We start from the raw sequence: 16,509 nt of genomic DNA, 5'->3' as shown, positions 1-16,509 counted from the left end.
CCTCGTCCCCCGTTCAATTGATGTCCGCGGCTATTAGGCGCATACTTATCGCGCTAATTTTTCCCGCTTTGCCCTATTGCTCCTCGCGATCACAAAGCTTTCCTTCATTTGCATCGGTAATTTATGGCTTCGGCATCAGAACCTGTTAACTGGAAACGTAACCTATTTGTCACTTGGTTAGGCTGCTTCCTGACTGGCGCAGCGTTTAGCCTGATCATGCCGTTCCTGCCGCTGTATGTTGAAGCACTGGGCGTTACCGGGCATCAGGCGCTGAATATGTGGTCCGGCCTGGTGTTCAGCATTACCTTCCTGTTTTCTGCGATTGCCGCGCCGTTTTGGGGCGGGGTGGCCGATCGGCGTGGGCGCAAACTGATGCTGCTGCGTTCGGCGCTTGGCATGGCGATCGTCATGGTGCTGATGGGCATGGCGCAAAATATTTGGCAGTTCCTGGTATTGCGCGCCTTGCTCGGGCTACTCGGCGGTTTTATCCCCAACGCCAATGCGCTGATCGCCACCCAGGTACCGCGTAACCGCAGCGGCTGGGCGCTGGGGACGCTCTCCACCGGCGGCGTTAGCGGCGCATTGATTGGCCCGCTGATCGGTGGGCTGCTGGCCGATCAGTACGGCTTGCGGCCGGTATTTTACGTTACCGCCAGCGTACTTTTTATCTGTTTTATCCTGACGCTGCTGTTTGTCAAAGAACAGTTTACCCCGGTGCAGAAAAAAGACATGCTGCACGCACGCCAGGTGTTTGCTTCGTTAAAAAGCCCGAAGCTGGTGCTGGGGCTGTTTGTAACAACCATGATTATCCAGGTTGCAACCGGCTCTATCGCCCCGATCCTGACGCTATTCGTGCGCGATCTGGCCGGGCATACCAACAACCTGGCCTTTATCAGTGGGCTGATTGCCTCTGTGCCCGGCGTCGCCGCTCTGATGAGCGCACCGCGCCTTGGCAAGCTGGGGGATAAGATCGGCCCCGAACGTATTTTGATCTGTATGCTGATTGTTTCCGTCCTGCTGCTGATCCCGATGGCGTTCGTGCAGTCCCCTTTGCAGTTGGGCATTTTGCGCTTCCTGCTGGGCGCCGCCGATGGCGCGCTGTTGCCGGCAGTGCAAACGCTGTTGATCTATAACTGCACCAACCAGGTCGCGGGCCGCATCTTCAGCTATAACCAATCGTTCCGCGATATCGGCAACGTCAGCGGGCCACTGCTTGGCGCGGCGGTATCCGCCAGCTATGGTTTCCGCGCGGTGTTCCTGGTCACCGCGCTGACCGTGTTGTTCAATGTGGTTTATTCCTGGTGGTGCCTGCAACGCCGCCGCCCGGCCAGCGATAACGACGATCGCCTACAAAACGAGCAATAATCGGATTTATTGGCCTTCGGGCTGTTGCAGCGGATTTTATCTGGTTTTCACACTTTTCATGTGGCTTACAGCACTGGCCCGCACCGAGCATCATGTTCCAGCCCATTGTTTTCCAGCACATATCTGGCGGCCATACCCAGCGGCCTTCCGTCAACGTTTTTCCCCACTCACGAACATAAAATCTGAAAAATCAGACATTCATCGACCTTTACACTAAAAAACACCCCGCTATTCTGGACAAAACCCGTGTTTGCTTATCAAATGGGCGATTGATATCACGCCAGGCCGCAAGCCTGGTAAAGTGAAAAAAAAATTGCGATAGCCACTGTGACCGGGCCATTGTTCGGATAATGCCGGGTAATCCGCCCTGGCGTTCTATCTGCAAAATTATACTCATAATCACCTCTTAAGCCGTCTTTGGCGGCCACTGCAATCGGGAATCAGGTATGTCATCTTCCATCAATAACCAACCGGGCCGCACTTTCTTCGGCCACCCCTACCCGCTGGGCCCGCTGTTCTTCACCGAAATGTGGGAACGCTTTTCGTTCTATGGCATTCGTCCGTTACTGATCCTGTTTATGGCCGCCACGGTTTATGAAGGCGGGATGGGGTTGGCGCGTGAAAATGCCTCGGCGATTGTCGGTATCTTTGCCGGCAGCATGTACCTGGCTGCGCTGCCCGGCGGCTGGCTGGCGGATAACTGGCTCGGCCAGCAAAAAGCCGTATGGTACGGCTCGATTTTAATTGCTCTGGGCCACCTTGCCATCGCGCTGTCCGCCATTATGGGCACCGCGTTGTTCTTTATTGGCCTGACGCTGATTGTGATCGGTTCCGGCCTGTTCAAAACCTGTATATCGGTAATGGTGGGCACGCTGTACAAGCAGGATGACGCCCGGCGTGACGGTGGTTTTTCGTTGTTCTATATGGGTATCAATATGGGGTCTTTTATTGCCCCGTTGATTTCCGGTGTGCTGATCCGCACCAACGGCTGGCACTGGGGCTTCGGCATCGGTGGGCTTGGCATGCTGGTGGCGCTGGTGATTTTTCGCCTGTTCGCCGTGCCGGCCATGAAACGCTACGACGCGAGGTGGGGCTGGATTCCACCTGGAATAGCCCGGTGACGAAAAGAAGCGGCGTGGGCGCGTGGGTCACGGCGATTGCCACCGGCATGATCGTCATCATTGGTTTAATCGCCCAAGGCATTATCGTGATTAACCCGGTCGCCGTAGCCAGCACGCTGGTTTATATCATCGCCGCAGCGGTGACGCTGTATTTCATCTATCTGGCCGCCTTCGCCGGGTTAAACCGTGAAGAGCGCGCGCGTCTGCTGGTGTGTTTCATCCTGCTGATTTCCGCCGCGTTTTTTTGGTCGGCCTTTGAGCAAAAACCAACGTCGTTCAACCTGTTCGCCAACGATTACACCAACCGAATGGTCGGCGGCTTTGAAATACCGGCGGTCTGGTTCCAGTCCATCAATGCGTTGTTCATCATTCTGCTCGCACCGCTGTTCAGTTGGCTATGGCCGGCCATGGCGCGTAAGCAGATTCATCTGAGCAGCATCAGCAAATTTGTTATCGGCATTTTGTTTGCCGCGGCGGGCTTTGGCCTGATGATGATGGCGGCACAACAAGTGTTGGCGAACAACGGCACCGGCGTTTCGCCGCTGTGGCTGGTCAGCAGTATCCTGATGCTGACGCTTGGCGAGCTGTGCCTGAGCCCCATCGGCCTGGCAACCATGACCCTGCTGGCACCGGCCAGAATGCGCGGCCAAATGATGGGCCTGTGGTTCTGCGCCAGCGCGCTGGGCAACCTGGCGGCGGGCCTGATCGGCGGCAACGTCAAAGCCGATCAGTTGGCGCTGCTGCCGACGCTGTTCGAGCGTTGTTCCATCGCGCTGCTGATTTGCGCAGGGGTGCTGATCCTGCTGATCGTGCCTATCCGCCGCATGCTGGCGAATACCCAGGCCAGCGCATAACCTCCCCGGCAATCCTGTTGCCATTGCAGCCAGCGCCCCGGTGCTGGCTGTTTCGTTTTTATCCCCCTCACCTTGGGCAACGCCCTACGCTGGCGGTAAAAAAATTTGCATCTTGCCCGCAGGCGACAACAATTAATGCTGACGCTTGTCATCACACTTTGGGGATACCCAGAGAGAGGGATTAACCGCACCATGACCGGGAGAAAATCATGAGCCTGTATGCAACGTTAGAAGAAGCCATTGACGCAGCACGAGAAGAATTTATTGAATCCTCGGAAAGCACGACCGACGAGCCGGCCGTCCAGCAATTCAACCTGCAGCGCTATGTGATGCTAGACGGCGATATCATGTGGCAGGCGGAATTCTTTGCCGAGGAAGGCGAATCCACGGAATGTCTGACGTTCCGCAGCGGTGCCGCCGCGCAAGCGATTTTCGACGGTGACTTTGATGAAGTGGAAATCCGTGAAGAGTGGCTGGATGAGAACACGCTCTACGAATGGAGCGAAGACGATTTCCAACTCGAGCCGCCGCTGGATACCGAAGAAGGCCAAACCGCCGCTGACGAGTGGGACGAACGCTAAACGCGTTGCCAATACGCGCATTAAGCCGGGGCTTCGCCCCGGCTCCTACCCCTTTTACTCATACGGCCCGTGCTGCGCGTCGAACGGCAACATAAAGGTATCGACGACCATGGAAAGCGGCACGTCTATCACCGTGATATAGCGCCAGGGCGTATCACGCAAATCCCACTGCACGCCAGGGTAATATTGATGCCCATGCCCCGCGCCGGGTACGGTGCGGCTGATAATACTGCCACAGCCGGAAAGCAGCGTGATACTCGCCGCCAGCACGGCCAGACGGGCTAAAAACGAAAAATTCACCGGATTAACTCGTTACCTGATTAGTTAAATCATACGTTAACATTTTGCGCAAAGTTTACCACAGCAACCGATCGGCAACCTGTAAGCATAACGTAAAGCCCAATGAAAAACGGGGAACACGCAGCGCGTATTCCCCGTTTCATCATCGCGATTAGCCTTAACGTTGGCTGGCAGGATGCGCCAGTTCATTGTGCGGCAACGTTTGGTAATAGCTGCGCCAGCTTTCCCCCTGTGGCTGCTGCCAAACCCGTTGATGCAGGCGCGCCAGCACCACAGGATCGCTCAGCAGTTCCAGCCGTTTGGCCTTATCCAGCTTTTGCGGCCCCAGTTGCATCGCTTCGTCAAGCCGCCGCTCGCGGTTGCCTTCAATCACGCTGCGAATGCGGTGGCGGGCCGTCGCCATCGCGGTTGCCAATGCGTTATAGGAAGGGTTCACCACCGCGTGCATAAAGCCATTGGCCAAGGCACGGCTGCGGTTCAGCTTCAGATACTCTTCGGTGGCAACCAGCTCACGCGGCGGCTGGTACTCTTCCGGGATCAAAAACAGCTTGGCACGCTTGCTCTTGATGCCCAGCGTCGCCCGGCTTGAGAGCGCGGAAACAAATGGCGACAACACCAGCGAGAACACAATCGGCGCCAGCCACCACAAGAAACGCAGATCCAGCCAGGCCATACCGCCGGCCCACACCAGGCCCAACAGCATTTGCGATCCATGGCGCTTGAACGCTTCGCCCCACGGGGTGTCGTCGTCGTCACGCTGCGGAGAGTTCCACACCACTTCCCAGCCCAGGAAAGCGCTGACCACAAACACCGTGTGGAACAGCATCCGCACCGGCGCCAGCAGCACCGAGAACAGCATTTCCATCAGCATAGAGAGCAACAGGCGGAATGCGCCACCGTAGGGCTTCGCGCCCTTGGCCCAGATCAGGATCACACTGAGCAGCTTCGGCAGGAACAGCAGCACCAGGGTGGTGGAAAACAGCGCTATCGCCAGTTCAGGCCGCCACTGCGGCCACACCGGGAACAACTGCCGCGGCTGCAGAAAATACTGCGGCTCCATCAGCGTATGCACCACCTGCAGCGCGGTAGACAGCGCCAGGAACATAAACCACAGCGGCGCCGACAGGTATGACATCACCCCGGTCAGAAACACCGCACGGTGCACCGGGTGCATGCCCTTGACCAGGAACAGGCGGAAGTTCATCAGGTTACCGTGACACCAGCGGCGGTCACGTTTCAGTTCATCCAGCAGGTTCGGCGGCAGCTCTTCATAGCTGCCCGGCAGATCGTAGGCGATCCACACGCCCCACCCGGCCCGCCGCATCAATGCCGCTTCCACGAAATCGTGCGACAGGATGGAACCGGCGAACGATCCCGCCCCCGGCAATGGCGCCAGAGCGCAGTGCTCGATGAACGGTTTCACCCGGATAATGGCGTTGTGGCCCCAGTAGTGCGATTCCCCCAACTGCCAGAAATGCAGCCCCGCGGTGAACAGCGGCCCGTAGACGCGGGTGGCGAACTGCTGCGCACGCGCGTACAGGGTATCCATGCCGGACGCTTTCGGCGCGGACTGGATGATACCGGCGTTCGGGTTTGCCTCCATCAGGCGCACCAGGCCGGTGAGGCACTCACCGCTCATCACGCTGTCGGCGTCCAGGATCACCATGTAGCTGTACTGCCCGCCCCAGCGGCGGCAGAAGTCGTCGATGTTGCCGCTTTTACGCTTCACGCGGCGACGGCGGCGACGATAGAAAATGCGCCCGTGGCCGTTCACGTCGCGGCACAGCTCCAGCCATGCCTTCTGTTCCGCCACGCAGATATCCGGATCGTAACTGTCGCTCAGGATATACACGTCGAAGTGATCAAGCTGCCCGGTCGCCGCCACAGACTCATAAGTGGCGCGCAAGCCGGCGAACACCCGCTCCACGTCCTCATTACAAATCGGCATAATCAGCGCCGTGCGGTGCGCAGGATCGATCGGCTCATCGCCTTTGATGGTCGATGATATGCTGTATTTATCCTTGCCGATCAACAGTTGCAGGAAGCCCATCAGCGCCGTCCAGAAGCCGGCTGAAACCCAGCAGAACAAGATGGCGAACAGGATCAGGATCCCGGTCTGCAGCACATACGGCAGCAGTTGCAGCACCGACTGCATCAGATCCTGGTCCAACATGGCGATCGGATCGATTAATGCCCAGCCCTGATACGGCAGAATGGTTTTCATATACCAGGTGGCGATACCGGTTTGCACCAGCATCAGCACCAGCAGAACGTAACGGCGCATGGAGCCTGCGGCACGCCAGCGGTTTTCAGCGTCGGCCTCTTCCTTGTTGGCATGGCGGCTGTGCGGCGAGCGCCCACGCAGCGTATCCCAAAAGCGCGCTATCGGGTTAGTGCGCCATGCATCGGGAAACATGCTGGTGCGCTTGATCGGCGGCGTTGCCTTCAGGACAGAGCGCCCTTCCGCATCGGCGGAAAAATCCGCTTCGCTGACCGCATCCGGCCAGGCGCTCTCGATACGCGGTTTAACCGAAGCCAGCGCCACGTCATCCGCGGGCAATGTGGCAGCATTGGCGTCAGCCGCGCCCAACTGGCGGTGAAGCGTATCAAACGCATCATCGCCGGCAGTTGACTGCGCATTGAGCTGCCCTGACCGCTCCGCGGTCAGGGGCATTGCCGCAAGATATTCCTGGGCAGTTTGAGTTGACTTATTCATTGGCAGGTAGCTGATAGCTCCAGGTTTCCGACAATACCGTGTCACCGTTAACCAGCGCGGCGCGCATTTCTACAGGTTTTTTGTCATCTTTCACTTTCACCCGTAACGTTAAGCGCCAGCCTTTGGTGACCGGATTATAGCGGATGTTGTTTTCAACCATTTCACCATTATCGCCAATGCTCACCTGTGAAGCTACCGGCGTATTCTGATCCAGCCCTTTCAGCACCGGACCAACGAAGTCGATCAGGAAAGCCACACTGCCGTCCGGTTCACGGATCAGATTGGACTGGCGAACATCGCCGGTTGACCGCATCGTTTGGCTGACATAGGCGATATCCGGCGAATGCAGCTTGTCTTCGTCGCGGGTAAAGTGCAAGCGGTAGCGCAACGCCAGCGGCGTTTTGGTATCCGGCAGCACATCCGGCGTCCAGAAGGCGACGATGTTATCGTTGGTTTCATCAGCCGTTGGGATCTCGACCAGTTCCACCTTGCCCTTGCCCCAGTCACCGCGCGGCTCAATCCATGCGCTTGGGCGCAGATCGTAACGATCATCAAGATCTTCATAATCTTTGAAGTTGCGGCCACGTTGCAGCAGGCCGAAGCCTTTCGGATTTTCGATCGTATAAGTGCTGACCGACAGGTGCTTCGGATTGTTCAGCGGGCGCCAAATCCACTCGCCGTTGCCGGCATGAATCGACAGACCGTTGGAATCGTGCAGCGCACGACGGTAGTTCAAGGTCGGCGACGGTTGGTTCGGCCCAAACAGGAACATGCTGGTCAGCGGTGCGATGCCCAGTTTACCCACTTTGTCGCGCAGGAAGACTTTGGACTCGACATCGACCGTGGTATCACGCCCTGGATAAACGATAAAGCGGTAAGCGCCGGTTGCACGCGGGGAATCAAGCAGCGCGTAAATCACCAGGTGCTTATCACCCGGTTTCGGCCGTTCGATCCAGAACTCGCGGAAACGCGGGAACTCTTCGCCGGAAGGGAGGGCGGTGTCGATCGCCAAGCCGCGCGCAGAAAGGCCATAAACCTGCCCTGCCCCCACGACGCGGAAATAGCTGGCGCCCAGCACGCTCATGATCTCATCATTTTTGTCTTCGCTGTTGATCGGATACAGCACTTTAAACCCGGCGAAGCCGAGGTTTTTTACCGATTCCGGATCGTGTTTCACGTCGCCAAAGTTGAAGAAATCCGGGTTGTACTTGATCTCCTTCACGCTGGTTGCGGTCACTTCGTTGATTTTGACCGGCGTATCGAAGTACATCCCTTGATGGTAGAACTCAAGCTTAAATGGGGTTTGAAGCTGGTTCCAATAGGCTTTGTCGTGATTGAACTGGATCTTTTGATAGTCCGCGAACTTCATTTCACGGAACTGAGAAGGAAGGTTGCTCTTCGGCGTTTCGAAACCTTTCCCCGCCAGATCTTGCGCCTGTTTGGCCACATCATCAATGGAAAATGCCCATGCCTGCGAGGTAAACAGTGAGAACAATACGGTAACGCCTAACCAACGCGCGGTCATCGCACGTGGTTGCCTGGATAATATATTAACTAGCACATCCCCCCCTATTCGTGTGCTCAAATCATTAAAAACCATATTAATGGATTATTCAGCTTTCCGACAACATGATAAATGGATCGTTCATGTTTATGGTTCAGAGTTTAAGCAACTGATGAAACACCAGCGTAGCAAGCCCTGAAGAAAGACGCTATGGAAAAATGCGAATGGCTATAGTAGGGTTTGCACGATGATTTAACATATGCTGACTTAATAAACCGATTAATCACCATTCAATAAAAAACCATCAGCGGTATCCTATGACAACAAGCCACAACCAACGCGAGTTTTTCCTCGATTCTATCCGGGCGTATTTGATGCTGCTCGGCATCCCTTTTCATCTTTCTCTGATTTACTCCAGCCACAGTTGGGCCGTCAACAGCGCCACCCCCTCCTTTTCACTGACGGTGTTGAACGACTTCATCCACGCCTTCCGCATGCAGGTGTTCTTCGTGATATCCGGCTACTTCTCCTTCATGCTGTTTGGCCGCTACGAACGCCACAAGTGGCTCAAGGTACGCCTGGAGCGGGTGGCGATCCCGATGTTGAGCTCTATTCCGTTAATCACATTGCCGCAGTTCTTCATGTTAAAATATTTTACAAATAAACTGGACGGCTGGGATACATTTTCGTTTTATCAAAAAATAAATGCCGGTGTCTGGGAGTTGATTTCTCATCTGTGGTTTTTATTAACACTCTCTTTGCTCACCTGCGCGTGTTTTTATCTTTTCCGCTTTATGCTCCCAACCAAAGAGCAAGAAGATACCGCCACCGAAAATAAAAAAATAAGTTTAGGAAGTATCTCACTGCTTTTTAGTTTATATGCTTTATTATATATAGCCGCGCATCGTTTAATTTTAAATTTTGACCCTAAATTATTATCTAACGGCCTGTTCAATTTTGTAGTGATGGAAACGCTGTTTTATCTGCCGTTCTTCATCCTGGGCGCCTACGCCTTCAAGTATGTGTGGCTAAAAGAAATTTTCCTCAAGCCTTGTCTGCCTGCGGCGCTGGGCTCGCTGGCGCTGGTGGCGGCGTATATGCTCAATCAGTCGTTGTTGGCCCAAAGTGACTATATGTTCGATCTGGATATTCTGATCAAATCCGTCCTCGGTATCCTGATGACTAACGTCGTATTCTCATTTGGCCATACGCTGCTCAATTACCATTCCCCGCGCGTCACCTATCTGGTTAATGCGTCACTGTTTATTTATCTGGTGCACCATCCTTTGACGCTGATATATGGCGCATTTATTACCCCCTATATCAGCAATAACCTTCTGGGTTTTCTATGTGGCCTGGTGTTCGTGTTTACCCTGGCTTTTACGTTATACGAACTGCATAAACGCATTCCGTTGTTGCGCTTTCTCTTTTCTGGCAAACCGCAATCACCCAGAGACAGGCTCCCGCAATAGCGCATGGCGCCCGCGGCTCACCAGAGCCGCTCACGGGTAAAAAAACCTCACCACGGCGCAGGGAATTGCACCATACTTTACGCATATTGCGCACAGATTGTTCAACCCGCAACCTCACATTGCGCCAAATTGGTGCTGGAGTATATTGTAGTGAGTTGTTATAACTGCATTGCATAAGTGGAAATCCATATCCCTGCCTCACGGTAGCGATTGGGCTCATTGAACCCTGAGGGTTGGGCCGGTTAGCCGGTGCCCCTTCCGTCACGACAGAGAGGATTTTTGATGACTGACCAAGATAAAACGGTGCAGGAAGCTGAACCGGTAAATGCGACACTGCTGAAGATACTTGGCCGCCTGCTTTCAGCGCTGGATGCGTCCATCAGCGGAAAAGATCGCAGCGTGCTGGTAAACGACCTTTCCAATTTTAATCTTGATGGCGTTTCTGAAGCCGAAAGAAAGCTTGCCAGCGAGCTTATCAAGCGCGCCCTGCAATCCCTCGATCACTAAGCCCGCCAGCACAAACCATTAAACCCCAGCCGGGGTTAATGGTTTCACCCCACCGGGGCGCTCACCAACTATTGCGGGATGCCAAACCCGGCCATACGAATAAAAAAAACACCCTGCCAGCGTTCAGCTCACAGGGTGTTGCTACTTTTTATTACTGCTTATTGCTGCTTTTGGCAGCGTTAGATCTTGCAGCTTTCGCAGTCCGCTTCGTCTTCAACGGCTTCAGGCAGTGCATTCGCCTGCTCGGCCGCTTTCTTTTCAGCCGCGGCTAATTCGGCATCGATATCAAAATCAAAGATATCATCACTCATTACAACATCCTCACTCTTACTCAACGAACGCAGCCTTCAAGTATAAGCGACAATGCCGCCGGCGAAAACGTTCAGTTCAGCGCTGCCGCCGTGGGCGCGACGCGTTCGTGCAATTTTTTGCCATAGGCCAGATCGTATACGTCGTAAAAATCAACTTCACCTTTGTTGGCGATGATTTCCCGCACGCGTTCTTTCAATACCGGGCTAATGCCGGGATGGCTCAACAACGCCTCTACCGCCGCCGGCGACAGCGCACGCGTAAAGTACCATTCACCGTTATAGCAAACGCGCAGATCGAGCACGCCGATATCTTCAAAGCGGTAGCGCGGTTTGATCTCCAGCAGCAGCATGGCAAACATAAACAGCACGAAGGCGGTAAACATCAAAAACGAAAGCAGCCCCATATAAGGCACCGGGTACATGACGGCAATCACCGCAAAGTAACCGGCGAACATTGCCAGGCACAAATAGCGATGCTCGCGGGCAAACTTGCTGTTGAAACGCGGTTTGCCATCGCGCCCCTCACGCTTGTTAATGCGGTCGATTTCTTCGTTCAGGATCTCTTTGAGTGGGTCCATGGGTACAACCTTAGCGATGGTTATGCAGGGAATGACGATTGTTTTGATTATCGGCCCCTAAATTAACATAAGTCCCCTTTTGCCGGGTAGAACCATTGTGCCACGCCAACGCGGCAACGGTGATGCGTTGCTGCGTTCGGGGGCATACACGGCGGAGAGAACGCCTGGCAGCCGTTATTCCTTTGAGGCAGCATCCCCCTGGGCAAAAGTGAAGATGCGCTGTGCGATATCATCAGCCTGTTTGATTTTCTGCTGCTGCAACGTATCGCGGCTGTGGATGGCGCGCACATAGGCAATGTCATAGGCCTGATCGATGGTGGCGATAATATTATCGCGGGTGGTTTTGTCCAGATTCGCAAGGATGGTGGTGATAACCGTCTGATAAACGCTTGAGGCGGCGGTCAGTGACTTCTCTCTGGCCTCCAATGCTGCCACGCGTTGCATAAGCTGTTGCAGTTGATCGTGTTCAGACATAGCGACCTCACTTTGGCCCGACAGAAAATTGTATCTTAATAACAAGTTTAGCAAACCACCGGGAAACAGCCTGCCGCCGGCCACATTCGCCGCGGAGGGAAACGCAGCCAAACCCAGGGGGTTTGCGGCCGTAAGCTGGCCGACCGCAACACAAGAAAAGTTAATGCAACCCACCCCATTTGATCTCATCTTGATATAACGTTAAGCTATATGCATAAAATAATTATCCAACGCATAGCGATAAACCTGGAGAATAGATTCAAAACATGCGATTTCCACAGCCGATTTCACTAAATCGCTGGCTCTCCAATACACTACATTAATATTATATATACTGATGTTTATGCTTCTCACAGCATAAAGGGAGAGTGCGTTTTCGCACCGAATAATTTTTTAAGGGATGAGTTAATGAAGTTAAGAAAAAAACGCCACACACCGCTAAATATCAATGACATAACAATTATTGACGACAGCAAACTAAAAAAAGCCATCACCGCTGCCGCACTGGGTAACGCCGTCGAATGGTTTGATTTTGGTGTTTATGGTTTTGTTGCCTATGCTCTTGGGCAAGTGTTCTTCCCCAGCGCCTCACCCGGCGTGCAGATGATCGCCGCACTTGCCACCTTCTCTGTTCCCTTCCTGGTTCGCCCGCTCGGCGGCGTATTCTTTGGCCGTTTGGGGGATAAATTTGGGCGCCAGAAGGTGTTGTCGATCACAATCATCATCATGGCCGTCAGTACCTTTTGTATCGGGCTGATACCGTCTTATGCCTCGATCGGCATCTGGGCACCTATTCTGTTGCTGCTGGCCAAACTGGCGCAGGGCTTTTCCGTGGGCGGGGAATACTCCGGCGCGGCAATCTTTGTGGCCGAGTACTCACCGGACAGAAAACGCGGCTTCATGGGCAGTTGGCTTGATTTCGGTTCCATCGCCGGCTTTGTGCTTGGTGCCGGCGTGGTGGTGCTGATTTCCAGCATCATCGGCGAAGCCAAATTCCTTGAATGGGGCTGGCGCCTGCCGTTCTTCCTGGCTGCGCCGTTGGGCATTATCGGCCTGTATCTGCGCCATGCGCTGGAAGAAACCCCGGCGTTCCAACAACACGTCGACAATATGGATAAAGGCGACCGCGAAGCGATCGAGAACCCGCCAAAGACCTCTTTCCGCGAAATCGCCAACAAAAACTGGAAAAATCTGCTGGTGTGCATGGGGCTGGTGATCTCGACCAACGTTACCTACTACATGCTGCTGACCTACATGCCGAGCTACCTGTCGCATAACCTGAACTATTCAGAAAGCCACGGCGTGCTGATTATTATCGCCATCATGCTCGGCATGCTGTTTATACAGCCGCTGATCGGCCTGACCAGTGACCGCATCGGCCGTAAGCCGTTCGTTATCGGCGGCAGCATCGGTATGCTGTTCCTGGCCGTGCCCTGCTTTATGCTGATCAACAGCGATGTTGTCGGGCTGATCTTTGTGGGCCTGTTGGTGTTGGCGGTATTACTGAACTCGTTTACCGGCGTGATGGCCTCTACCTTGCCGGCGATGTTCCCGACGCACATTCGCTACAGTGCGCTGGCGATTTCCTTTAACATCTCCGTACTGGTTGCCGGCGCAACACCGACCATTGCGGCCTGGCTGGTGGAATCCAGCGGCAACCTGTATATGCCGGCTTACTATCTGATGGTCGTGGCGATCGTGGGTCTGATCACCGGCCTGTATATGAAGGAAACGGCCAACAAACCCCTGCGCGGTGCAACGCCGGCGGCTTCTGACCGCTCTGAAGCCAAAGAGCTGCTGCAGGAGACCTACGACAATATCGAGCAGAAAGTTGATAACATCAACGATGAACTGGCCGACCTGCAAGAACAAATCAACGCGCTGGAGAAGAAAAAACAGACGTTGATCGACCAGCACCCGAAACTGGACTGATCGCAACTGGGCCTTATCCCTTTGCGGGGTAAGGCCGCCGCCCCGCTAACCCTCCCCACCGTTAGCGGGGCTTATTCGTTCTGCTTCTCGCCTGCCAATGAAATCCCTATCATCACCGTCGTTGTCTCAGCAGCATTCCACACGGAATGCGGGATACTGCCTGTAATTATTTTCGCCTCATTCGGGCCGATAACAAACGCCTCATCCCCCGCGACGATCTTCGCTTTGCCACTGACAACAATAAATAAATGTGCGTGAGAATGGGTATGCGCGGTCGTGGGGCCACCCCCGCCCGGTGCCAGATAAGCGACAGCCCCGTCGATCACATTGCCGCATTCGGCAAACAGTTTTTTCGCTAAAAAATTGATATGCGCCGGCGGTGTAACAAAACCTGCTGTATTTTCACTCATTAACTATCCTCTAATCTGATTACATCCTGTCCTTTGCTGCGTCACGGGATAAGCGCCACAGCCAAAAATCTTGCTCCAGCGGCAGGGCTACTTTTTTTAGGATTATTGTGAAATAACGCGCATTGCCCCCAGAGTTTGCTACGCTTTATTCTGACTTTTACAACAAAACCAAGGAGTAGATATGTTTGGGAAAGCAGAAGATAAAGTAAAAGAAGCCGCAGGTGCGGCCCAGGAAGCTTACGGCGATGCCACCGACTCACCCGAGCATCAGGTTAAAGGCGCTGCACGTAAATACGTTTCTCAGGCCAGCTATGCGGCCCGTGATGCTGCAGACACCGTCAGAGGCCAGGTTGAATCAAATCCGCTGGCCGGCGTTGCTATTGCAGCCGCTGTGGGCATCGTGTTTGGCTACCTGCTTGGCCGTAAATAACCGCTAATGTGAACATGCCGACCAGCGCAAGCTGGTTGGTATTCTTTTTCCTGCCTCCGCCGCCGTGCCCTCCCGAGCCAAACGTTCCAAAAGACATTCCATCTCAGCGTGTGTGCCTGCGCATGGCAAGTGCTGCCCAATACAGCCCGCCCATCACGCCATTTTAGCACCCTCGCGCCAATGCAATAATTACAGACTATTAGTATAGATTGAACTATTCAACAAAGATAATATATAGAAGGTATATCTATCTTCATGAATATCATGGAAATTTAAACTAAAAGGAAATTATTATGATTAGAATAATGATCGCTGGAGCTTTATTGGTTGCTCATTTGGCAACCGCCGGGACCATCGTCACGAAAAAAGACGAGATTAAAAACACCGAGGTAAAAACCGCCGGCATTTATTTTTCGGGGGAAGTAAACGATGAGAGTGCGATCAATATTATTGCCGCGGTAACCGAGATCGCCGATACCTTCCCACACGCAGAGAAAGTGGTGCTCTACATTAACAGCAGTGGCGGCGACATGGATGCCGGCTATACGATTTACGCCGCGCTCAAAAATTCACCGATAAAGCTTGAAACCGTTAATGCCGCCATGACGGGCTCTGCCGCCACCATGATCTATTGTGCGGCTGATGCGCGCTATGCAACCCCGCTCTCGCATTTTCTTCTTCACCCATCAGCCGCGGCAAATATTGGTAAAGACTACGTCAAACCAGACGAAGCAAGATTACTGGCTGAACAGAACGATATGTATAACCAGTTATTTTTCGATATCTATCGCAGTTGCACCCGGCTCCCAGCCTCCCAGATAAAAAACATCCTGTCGGCCGAAAACAACAGGCTGATGCCTGACGTTGTGAAAGCCACAGAGTATGGCCTTGTTACCAAAGGGATAAAAGAAAAGGAACGCTATGATGTCAGCTACTTCATTAGCGGCAAGGGAAACTAGTTCGGTTAGCAACCCATAATGGCGATAAAGCACGGCGGCTGCCAGCCTGGGCCGAGAACCGGCCCCGGTATCTTCATTGAAGAAAGCCGTTAACTGAACGCCGTCAACAGGGCCGGCACGCCAAATTCCAGGCATAAAAAAACCGCCTTGCGGCGGTTCAAACATTGCTTACATCGTTATGATTTTAATAAGCTTTTATTCCCTGGTACCCGGAGCGGGACTTGAACCCGCACAGCCATAAGCCGAGGGATTTTAAATCCCTTGTGTCTACCGATTCCACCACCCGGGCTCGGGAAAATTGGAGGCGCGTTCCGGAGTCGAACCGGACTAGACGGATTTGCAATCCGCTACATAACCGCTTTGTTAACGCGCCGTAATTCTGTTTGCCTTTCGGCTTAAAGCCGGTACAACCCGCTTTAATGTGATTCTCTTAGGACATTCGGCTAAGAACTTTAACGCCTAACCATTTGATTTAAATGATTTTTTGTCCGTTCCGTTTCAGGAATGGTCGCTATTATGTACCGGTTCGTGGTGCATGGCAAGCCCTTTCTGCCCCTTCCTGGCTCAACTGGTTACAATTGCCTCAAAGGCGTTAAAATCCGTTGAACAATTGAACTTAATGCACAAATTTTATCATACAACATTCACTTAGCGCTTGAAAAGCCGCCAAAAAAACTATGCTTTCCCACCCTGCTACTAACCTATTGCTTTAGTATTGTGCTGGTTTTGGCGTCAAACTGCGATTTACCGGCCGAAACGCCCCACACAGCCTGCACGGAGTGCTTCACCAGCCCCGCGCACGCGGTTAATCGTAGCATCCGCTTACCTGATTGCGTCAGGCGGAAAGCCCGGCGTAACGCCCTGCCCCCCAGTTCAATAGCCGCCTTTTGCATTCGATCACAGAAAAAACGGCGGCCATCTGCAATACTCGCAATGTTAATTTATTGTTAATAAAAAATAGATAAAGAGCAGCCACCAAGGACTGTTCGTCTTGC

The 16,509-nt window shown here is 53.7% G+C and carries 14 protein-coding genes, 2 tRNA genes and 1 pseudogene; 8 read left to right on the top strand and 9 right to left on the bottom strand.

Annotated features, from left to right (window positions below):
* The first annotated feature begins 123 nt into the window (after positions 1-123).
* The 3 genes and pseudogenes from mdtG to ABFX35_RS06465 all read left to right on the top strand — a co-directional run bounded on the left by mdtG (position 124) and on the right by ABFX35_RS06465 (position 3,921).
* A complete protein-coding gene (mdtG, locus tag ABFX35_RS06475; protein WP_346079920.1) occupies positions 124-1,365 on the top strand; it encodes a multidrug efflux MFS transporter MdtG in 1,242 nt (413 codons plus the stop codon).
* Positions 1,366-1,811: 446 nt separating this feature from the next.
* Positions 1,812-3,340 (top strand): annotated as a pseudogene (locus ABFX35_RS06470) (peptide MFS transporter).
* A 209-nt stretch (positions 3,341-3,549) separates the two neighbouring features.
* Positions 3,550-3,921 (top strand): MysB family protein, encoded by a 372-nt coding sequence (locus tag ABFX35_RS06465; RefSeq protein ID WP_121554371.1) that lies wholly within the window; start codon positions 3,550-3,552, stop codon positions 3,919-3,921.
* Between the two features lie 54 nt (positions 3,922-3,975).
* On the opposite strand, the gene ABFX35_RS06460 is transcribed toward ABFX35_RS06465, so the two are convergent.
* The 3 genes from ABFX35_RS06460 to ABFX35_RS06450 all read right to left on the bottom strand — a co-directional run bounded on the left by ABFX35_RS06460 (position 3,976) and on the right by ABFX35_RS06450 (position 8,462).
* Complete coding sequence (locus ABFX35_RS06460; protein WP_279026953.1) at positions 3,976-4,221, bottom strand: YceK/YidQ family lipoprotein; 246 nt, start codon at positions 4,219-4,221, stop codon at positions 3,976-3,978.
* Between the two features lie 157 nt (positions 4,222-4,378).
* Complete coding sequence (gene mdoH, locus ABFX35_RS06455) at positions 4,379-6,937, bottom strand: glucans biosynthesis glucosyltransferase MdoH (RefSeq protein ID WP_279026954.1); 2,559 nt, start codon at positions 6,935-6,937, stop codon at positions 4,379-4,381.
* Entirely contained in the window at positions 6,930-8,462 is a 1,533-nt protein-coding gene (locus ABFX35_RS06450; RefSeq protein ID WP_279026955.1) for a glucan biosynthesis protein G, read from the bottom strand. Before ABFX35_RS06450 ends, mdoH begins: the two co-directional genes overlap by 8 nt.
* 296 nt (positions 8,463-8,758) lie before the next feature.
* Here ABFX35_RS06450 and mdoC point away from each other — a divergent pair, with 296 nt between their 5' ends.
* Entirely contained in the window at positions 8,759-9,913 is a 1,155-nt protein-coding gene (gene mdoC / locus ABFX35_RS06445) for a glucans biosynthesis protein MdoC (protein ID WP_346079918.1), read from the top strand.
* 282 nt (positions 9,914-10,195) lie between these two features.
* Entirely contained in the window at positions 10,196-10,420 is a 225-nt protein-coding gene (locus ABFX35_RS06440) for a hypothetical protein (RefSeq protein ID WP_095844683.1), read from the top strand.
* Between the two features lie 179 nt (positions 10,421-10,599).
* On the opposite strand, the gene ABFX35_RS06435 is transcribed toward ABFX35_RS06440, so the two are convergent.
* The 3 genes from ABFX35_RS06435 to ABFX35_RS06425 all read right to left on the bottom strand — a co-directional run bounded on the left by ABFX35_RS06435 (position 10,600) and on the right by ABFX35_RS06425 (position 11,783).
* On the bottom strand, positions 10,600-10,731 hold the full coding sequence (locus ABFX35_RS06435) for a hypothetical protein (RefSeq protein ID WP_257790439.1): 132 nt from the start codon (positions 10,729-10,731) through the stop codon (positions 10,600-10,602).
* A 71-nt stretch (positions 10,732-10,802) separates the two neighbouring features.
* A complete protein-coding gene (locus ABFX35_RS06430; RefSeq protein ID WP_346079916.1) occupies positions 10,803-11,309 on the bottom strand; it encodes a YlaC family protein in 507 nt (168 codons plus the stop codon).
* Positions 11,310-11,483: 174 nt separating this feature from the next.
* Entirely contained in the window at positions 11,484-11,783 is a 300-nt protein-coding gene (locus ABFX35_RS06425; RefSeq protein WP_279027607.1) for a hypothetical protein, read from the bottom strand.
* A gap of 408 nt (positions 11,784-12,191) precedes the next feature.
* Between ABFX35_RS06425 and proP the strand changes: the two genes are divergently transcribed.
* Positions 12,192-13,715 carry a glycine betaine/L-proline transporter ProP gene (proP, locus tag ABFX35_RS06420; protein WP_279027609.1) on the top strand — a complete coding sequence of 508 codons (1,524 nt, stop codon included), beginning with the start codon at positions 12,192-12,194 and terminating at the stop codon, positions 13,713-13,715.
* A gap of 71 nt (positions 13,716-13,786) precedes the next feature.
* Here proP and ABFX35_RS06415 read toward each other — a convergent pair whose 3' ends face one another.
* Positions 13,787-14,125 carry a cupin domain-containing protein gene (locus ABFX35_RS06415; protein ID WP_346079913.1) on the bottom strand — a complete coding sequence of 113 codons (339 nt, stop codon included), beginning with the start codon at positions 14,123-14,125 and terminating at the stop codon, positions 13,787-13,789.
* 181 nt (positions 14,126-14,306) lie between these two features.
* On the opposite strand from ABFX35_RS06415, the gene ABFX35_RS06410 reads away from it, so the two are divergent.
* A complete protein-coding gene (locus tag ABFX35_RS06410; protein WP_095844688.1) occupies positions 14,307-14,555 on the top strand; it encodes a CsbD family protein in 249 nt (82 codons plus the stop codon).
* 293 nt (positions 14,556-14,848) lie between these two features.
* Positions 14,849-15,514 (top strand): ClpP family protease, encoded by a 666-nt coding sequence (locus ABFX35_RS06405; RefSeq protein ID WP_279027612.1) that lies wholly within the window; start codon positions 14,849-14,851, stop codon positions 15,512-15,514.
* Between the two features lie 203 nt (positions 15,515-15,717).
* Here the strand turns inward: ABFX35_RS06405 and ABFX35_RS06400 are convergent.
* Positions 15,718-15,803: transfer RNA gene (locus ABFX35_RS06400), tRNA-Leu, on the bottom strand.
* Positions 15,804-15,813: 10 nt separating this feature from the next.
* Positions 15,814-15,887 (bottom strand) — tRNA-Cys (locus ABFX35_RS06395).
* Between the last annotated feature and the right edge of the window lie 622 nt (positions 15,888-16,509).

Origin of the sequence: Gibbsiella dentisursi (assembly GCF_039539505.1) — a bacterium.
Taxonomy (GTDB): Bacteria; Pseudomonadota; Gammaproteobacteria; order Enterobacterales; family Enterobacteriaceae; genus Gibbsiella; species Gibbsiella quercinecans.
Note: the sequence above shows the minus strand (reverse complement) of the source record. Positions and strands in the feature narration are given on the sequence as shown.

Bases quoted from the DNA above. Each gene is read 5' to 3' on its own strand.
- ABFX35_RS06425 (WP_279027607.1), bottom strand. From the start codon at position 11,783: ATGTCTGAACACGATCAACTGCAACAGCTTATGCAACGCGTGGCAGCA.
- mdoH (WP_279026954.1), bottom strand. From the start codon at position 6,937: ATGAATAAGTCAACTCAAACTGCCCAGGAATATCTTGCGGCAATGCCC.
- ABFX35_RS06430 (WP_346079916.1), bottom strand. From the start codon at position 11,309: ATGGACCCACTCAAAGAGATCCTGAACGAAGAAATCGACCGCATTAAC.
- ABFX35_RS06410 (WP_095844688.1), top strand. From the start codon at position 14,307: ATGTTTGGGAAAGCAGAAGATAAAGTAAAAGAAGCCGCAGGTGCGGCC.
- mdoC (WP_346079918.1), top strand. From the start codon at position 8,759: ATGACAACAAGCCACAACCAACGCGAGTTTTTCCTCGATTCTATCCGG.
- ABFX35_RS06405 (WP_279027612.1), top strand. From the start codon at position 14,849: ATGATTAGAATAATGATCGCTGGAGCTTTATTGGTTGCTCATTTGGCA.
- proP (WP_279027609.1), top strand. From the start codon at position 12,192: ATGAAGTTAAGAAAAAAACGCCACACACCGCTAAATATCAATGACATA.
- ABFX35_RS06450 (WP_279026955.1), bottom strand. From the start codon at position 8,462: ATGACCGCGCGTTGGTTAGGCGTTACCGTATTGTTCTCACTGTTTACC.
- mdtG (WP_346079920.1), top strand. From the start codon at position 124: ATGGCTTCGGCATCAGAACCTGTTAACTGGAAACGTAACCTATTTGTC.
- ABFX35_RS06435 (WP_257790439.1), bottom strand. From the start codon at position 10,731: ATGAGTGATGATATCTTTGATTTTGATATCGATGCCGAATTAGCCGCG.
- ABFX35_RS06415 (WP_346079913.1), bottom strand. From the start codon at position 14,125: ATGAGTGAAAATACAGCAGGTTTTGTTACACCGCCGGCGCATATCAAT.
- ABFX35_RS06465 (WP_121554371.1), top strand. From the start codon at position 3,550: ATGAGCCTGTATGCAACGTTAGAAGAAGCCATTGACGCAGCACGAGAA.
- ABFX35_RS06440 (WP_095844683.1), top strand. From the start codon at position 10,196: ATGACTGACCAAGATAAAACGGTGCAGGAAGCTGAACCGGTAAATGCG.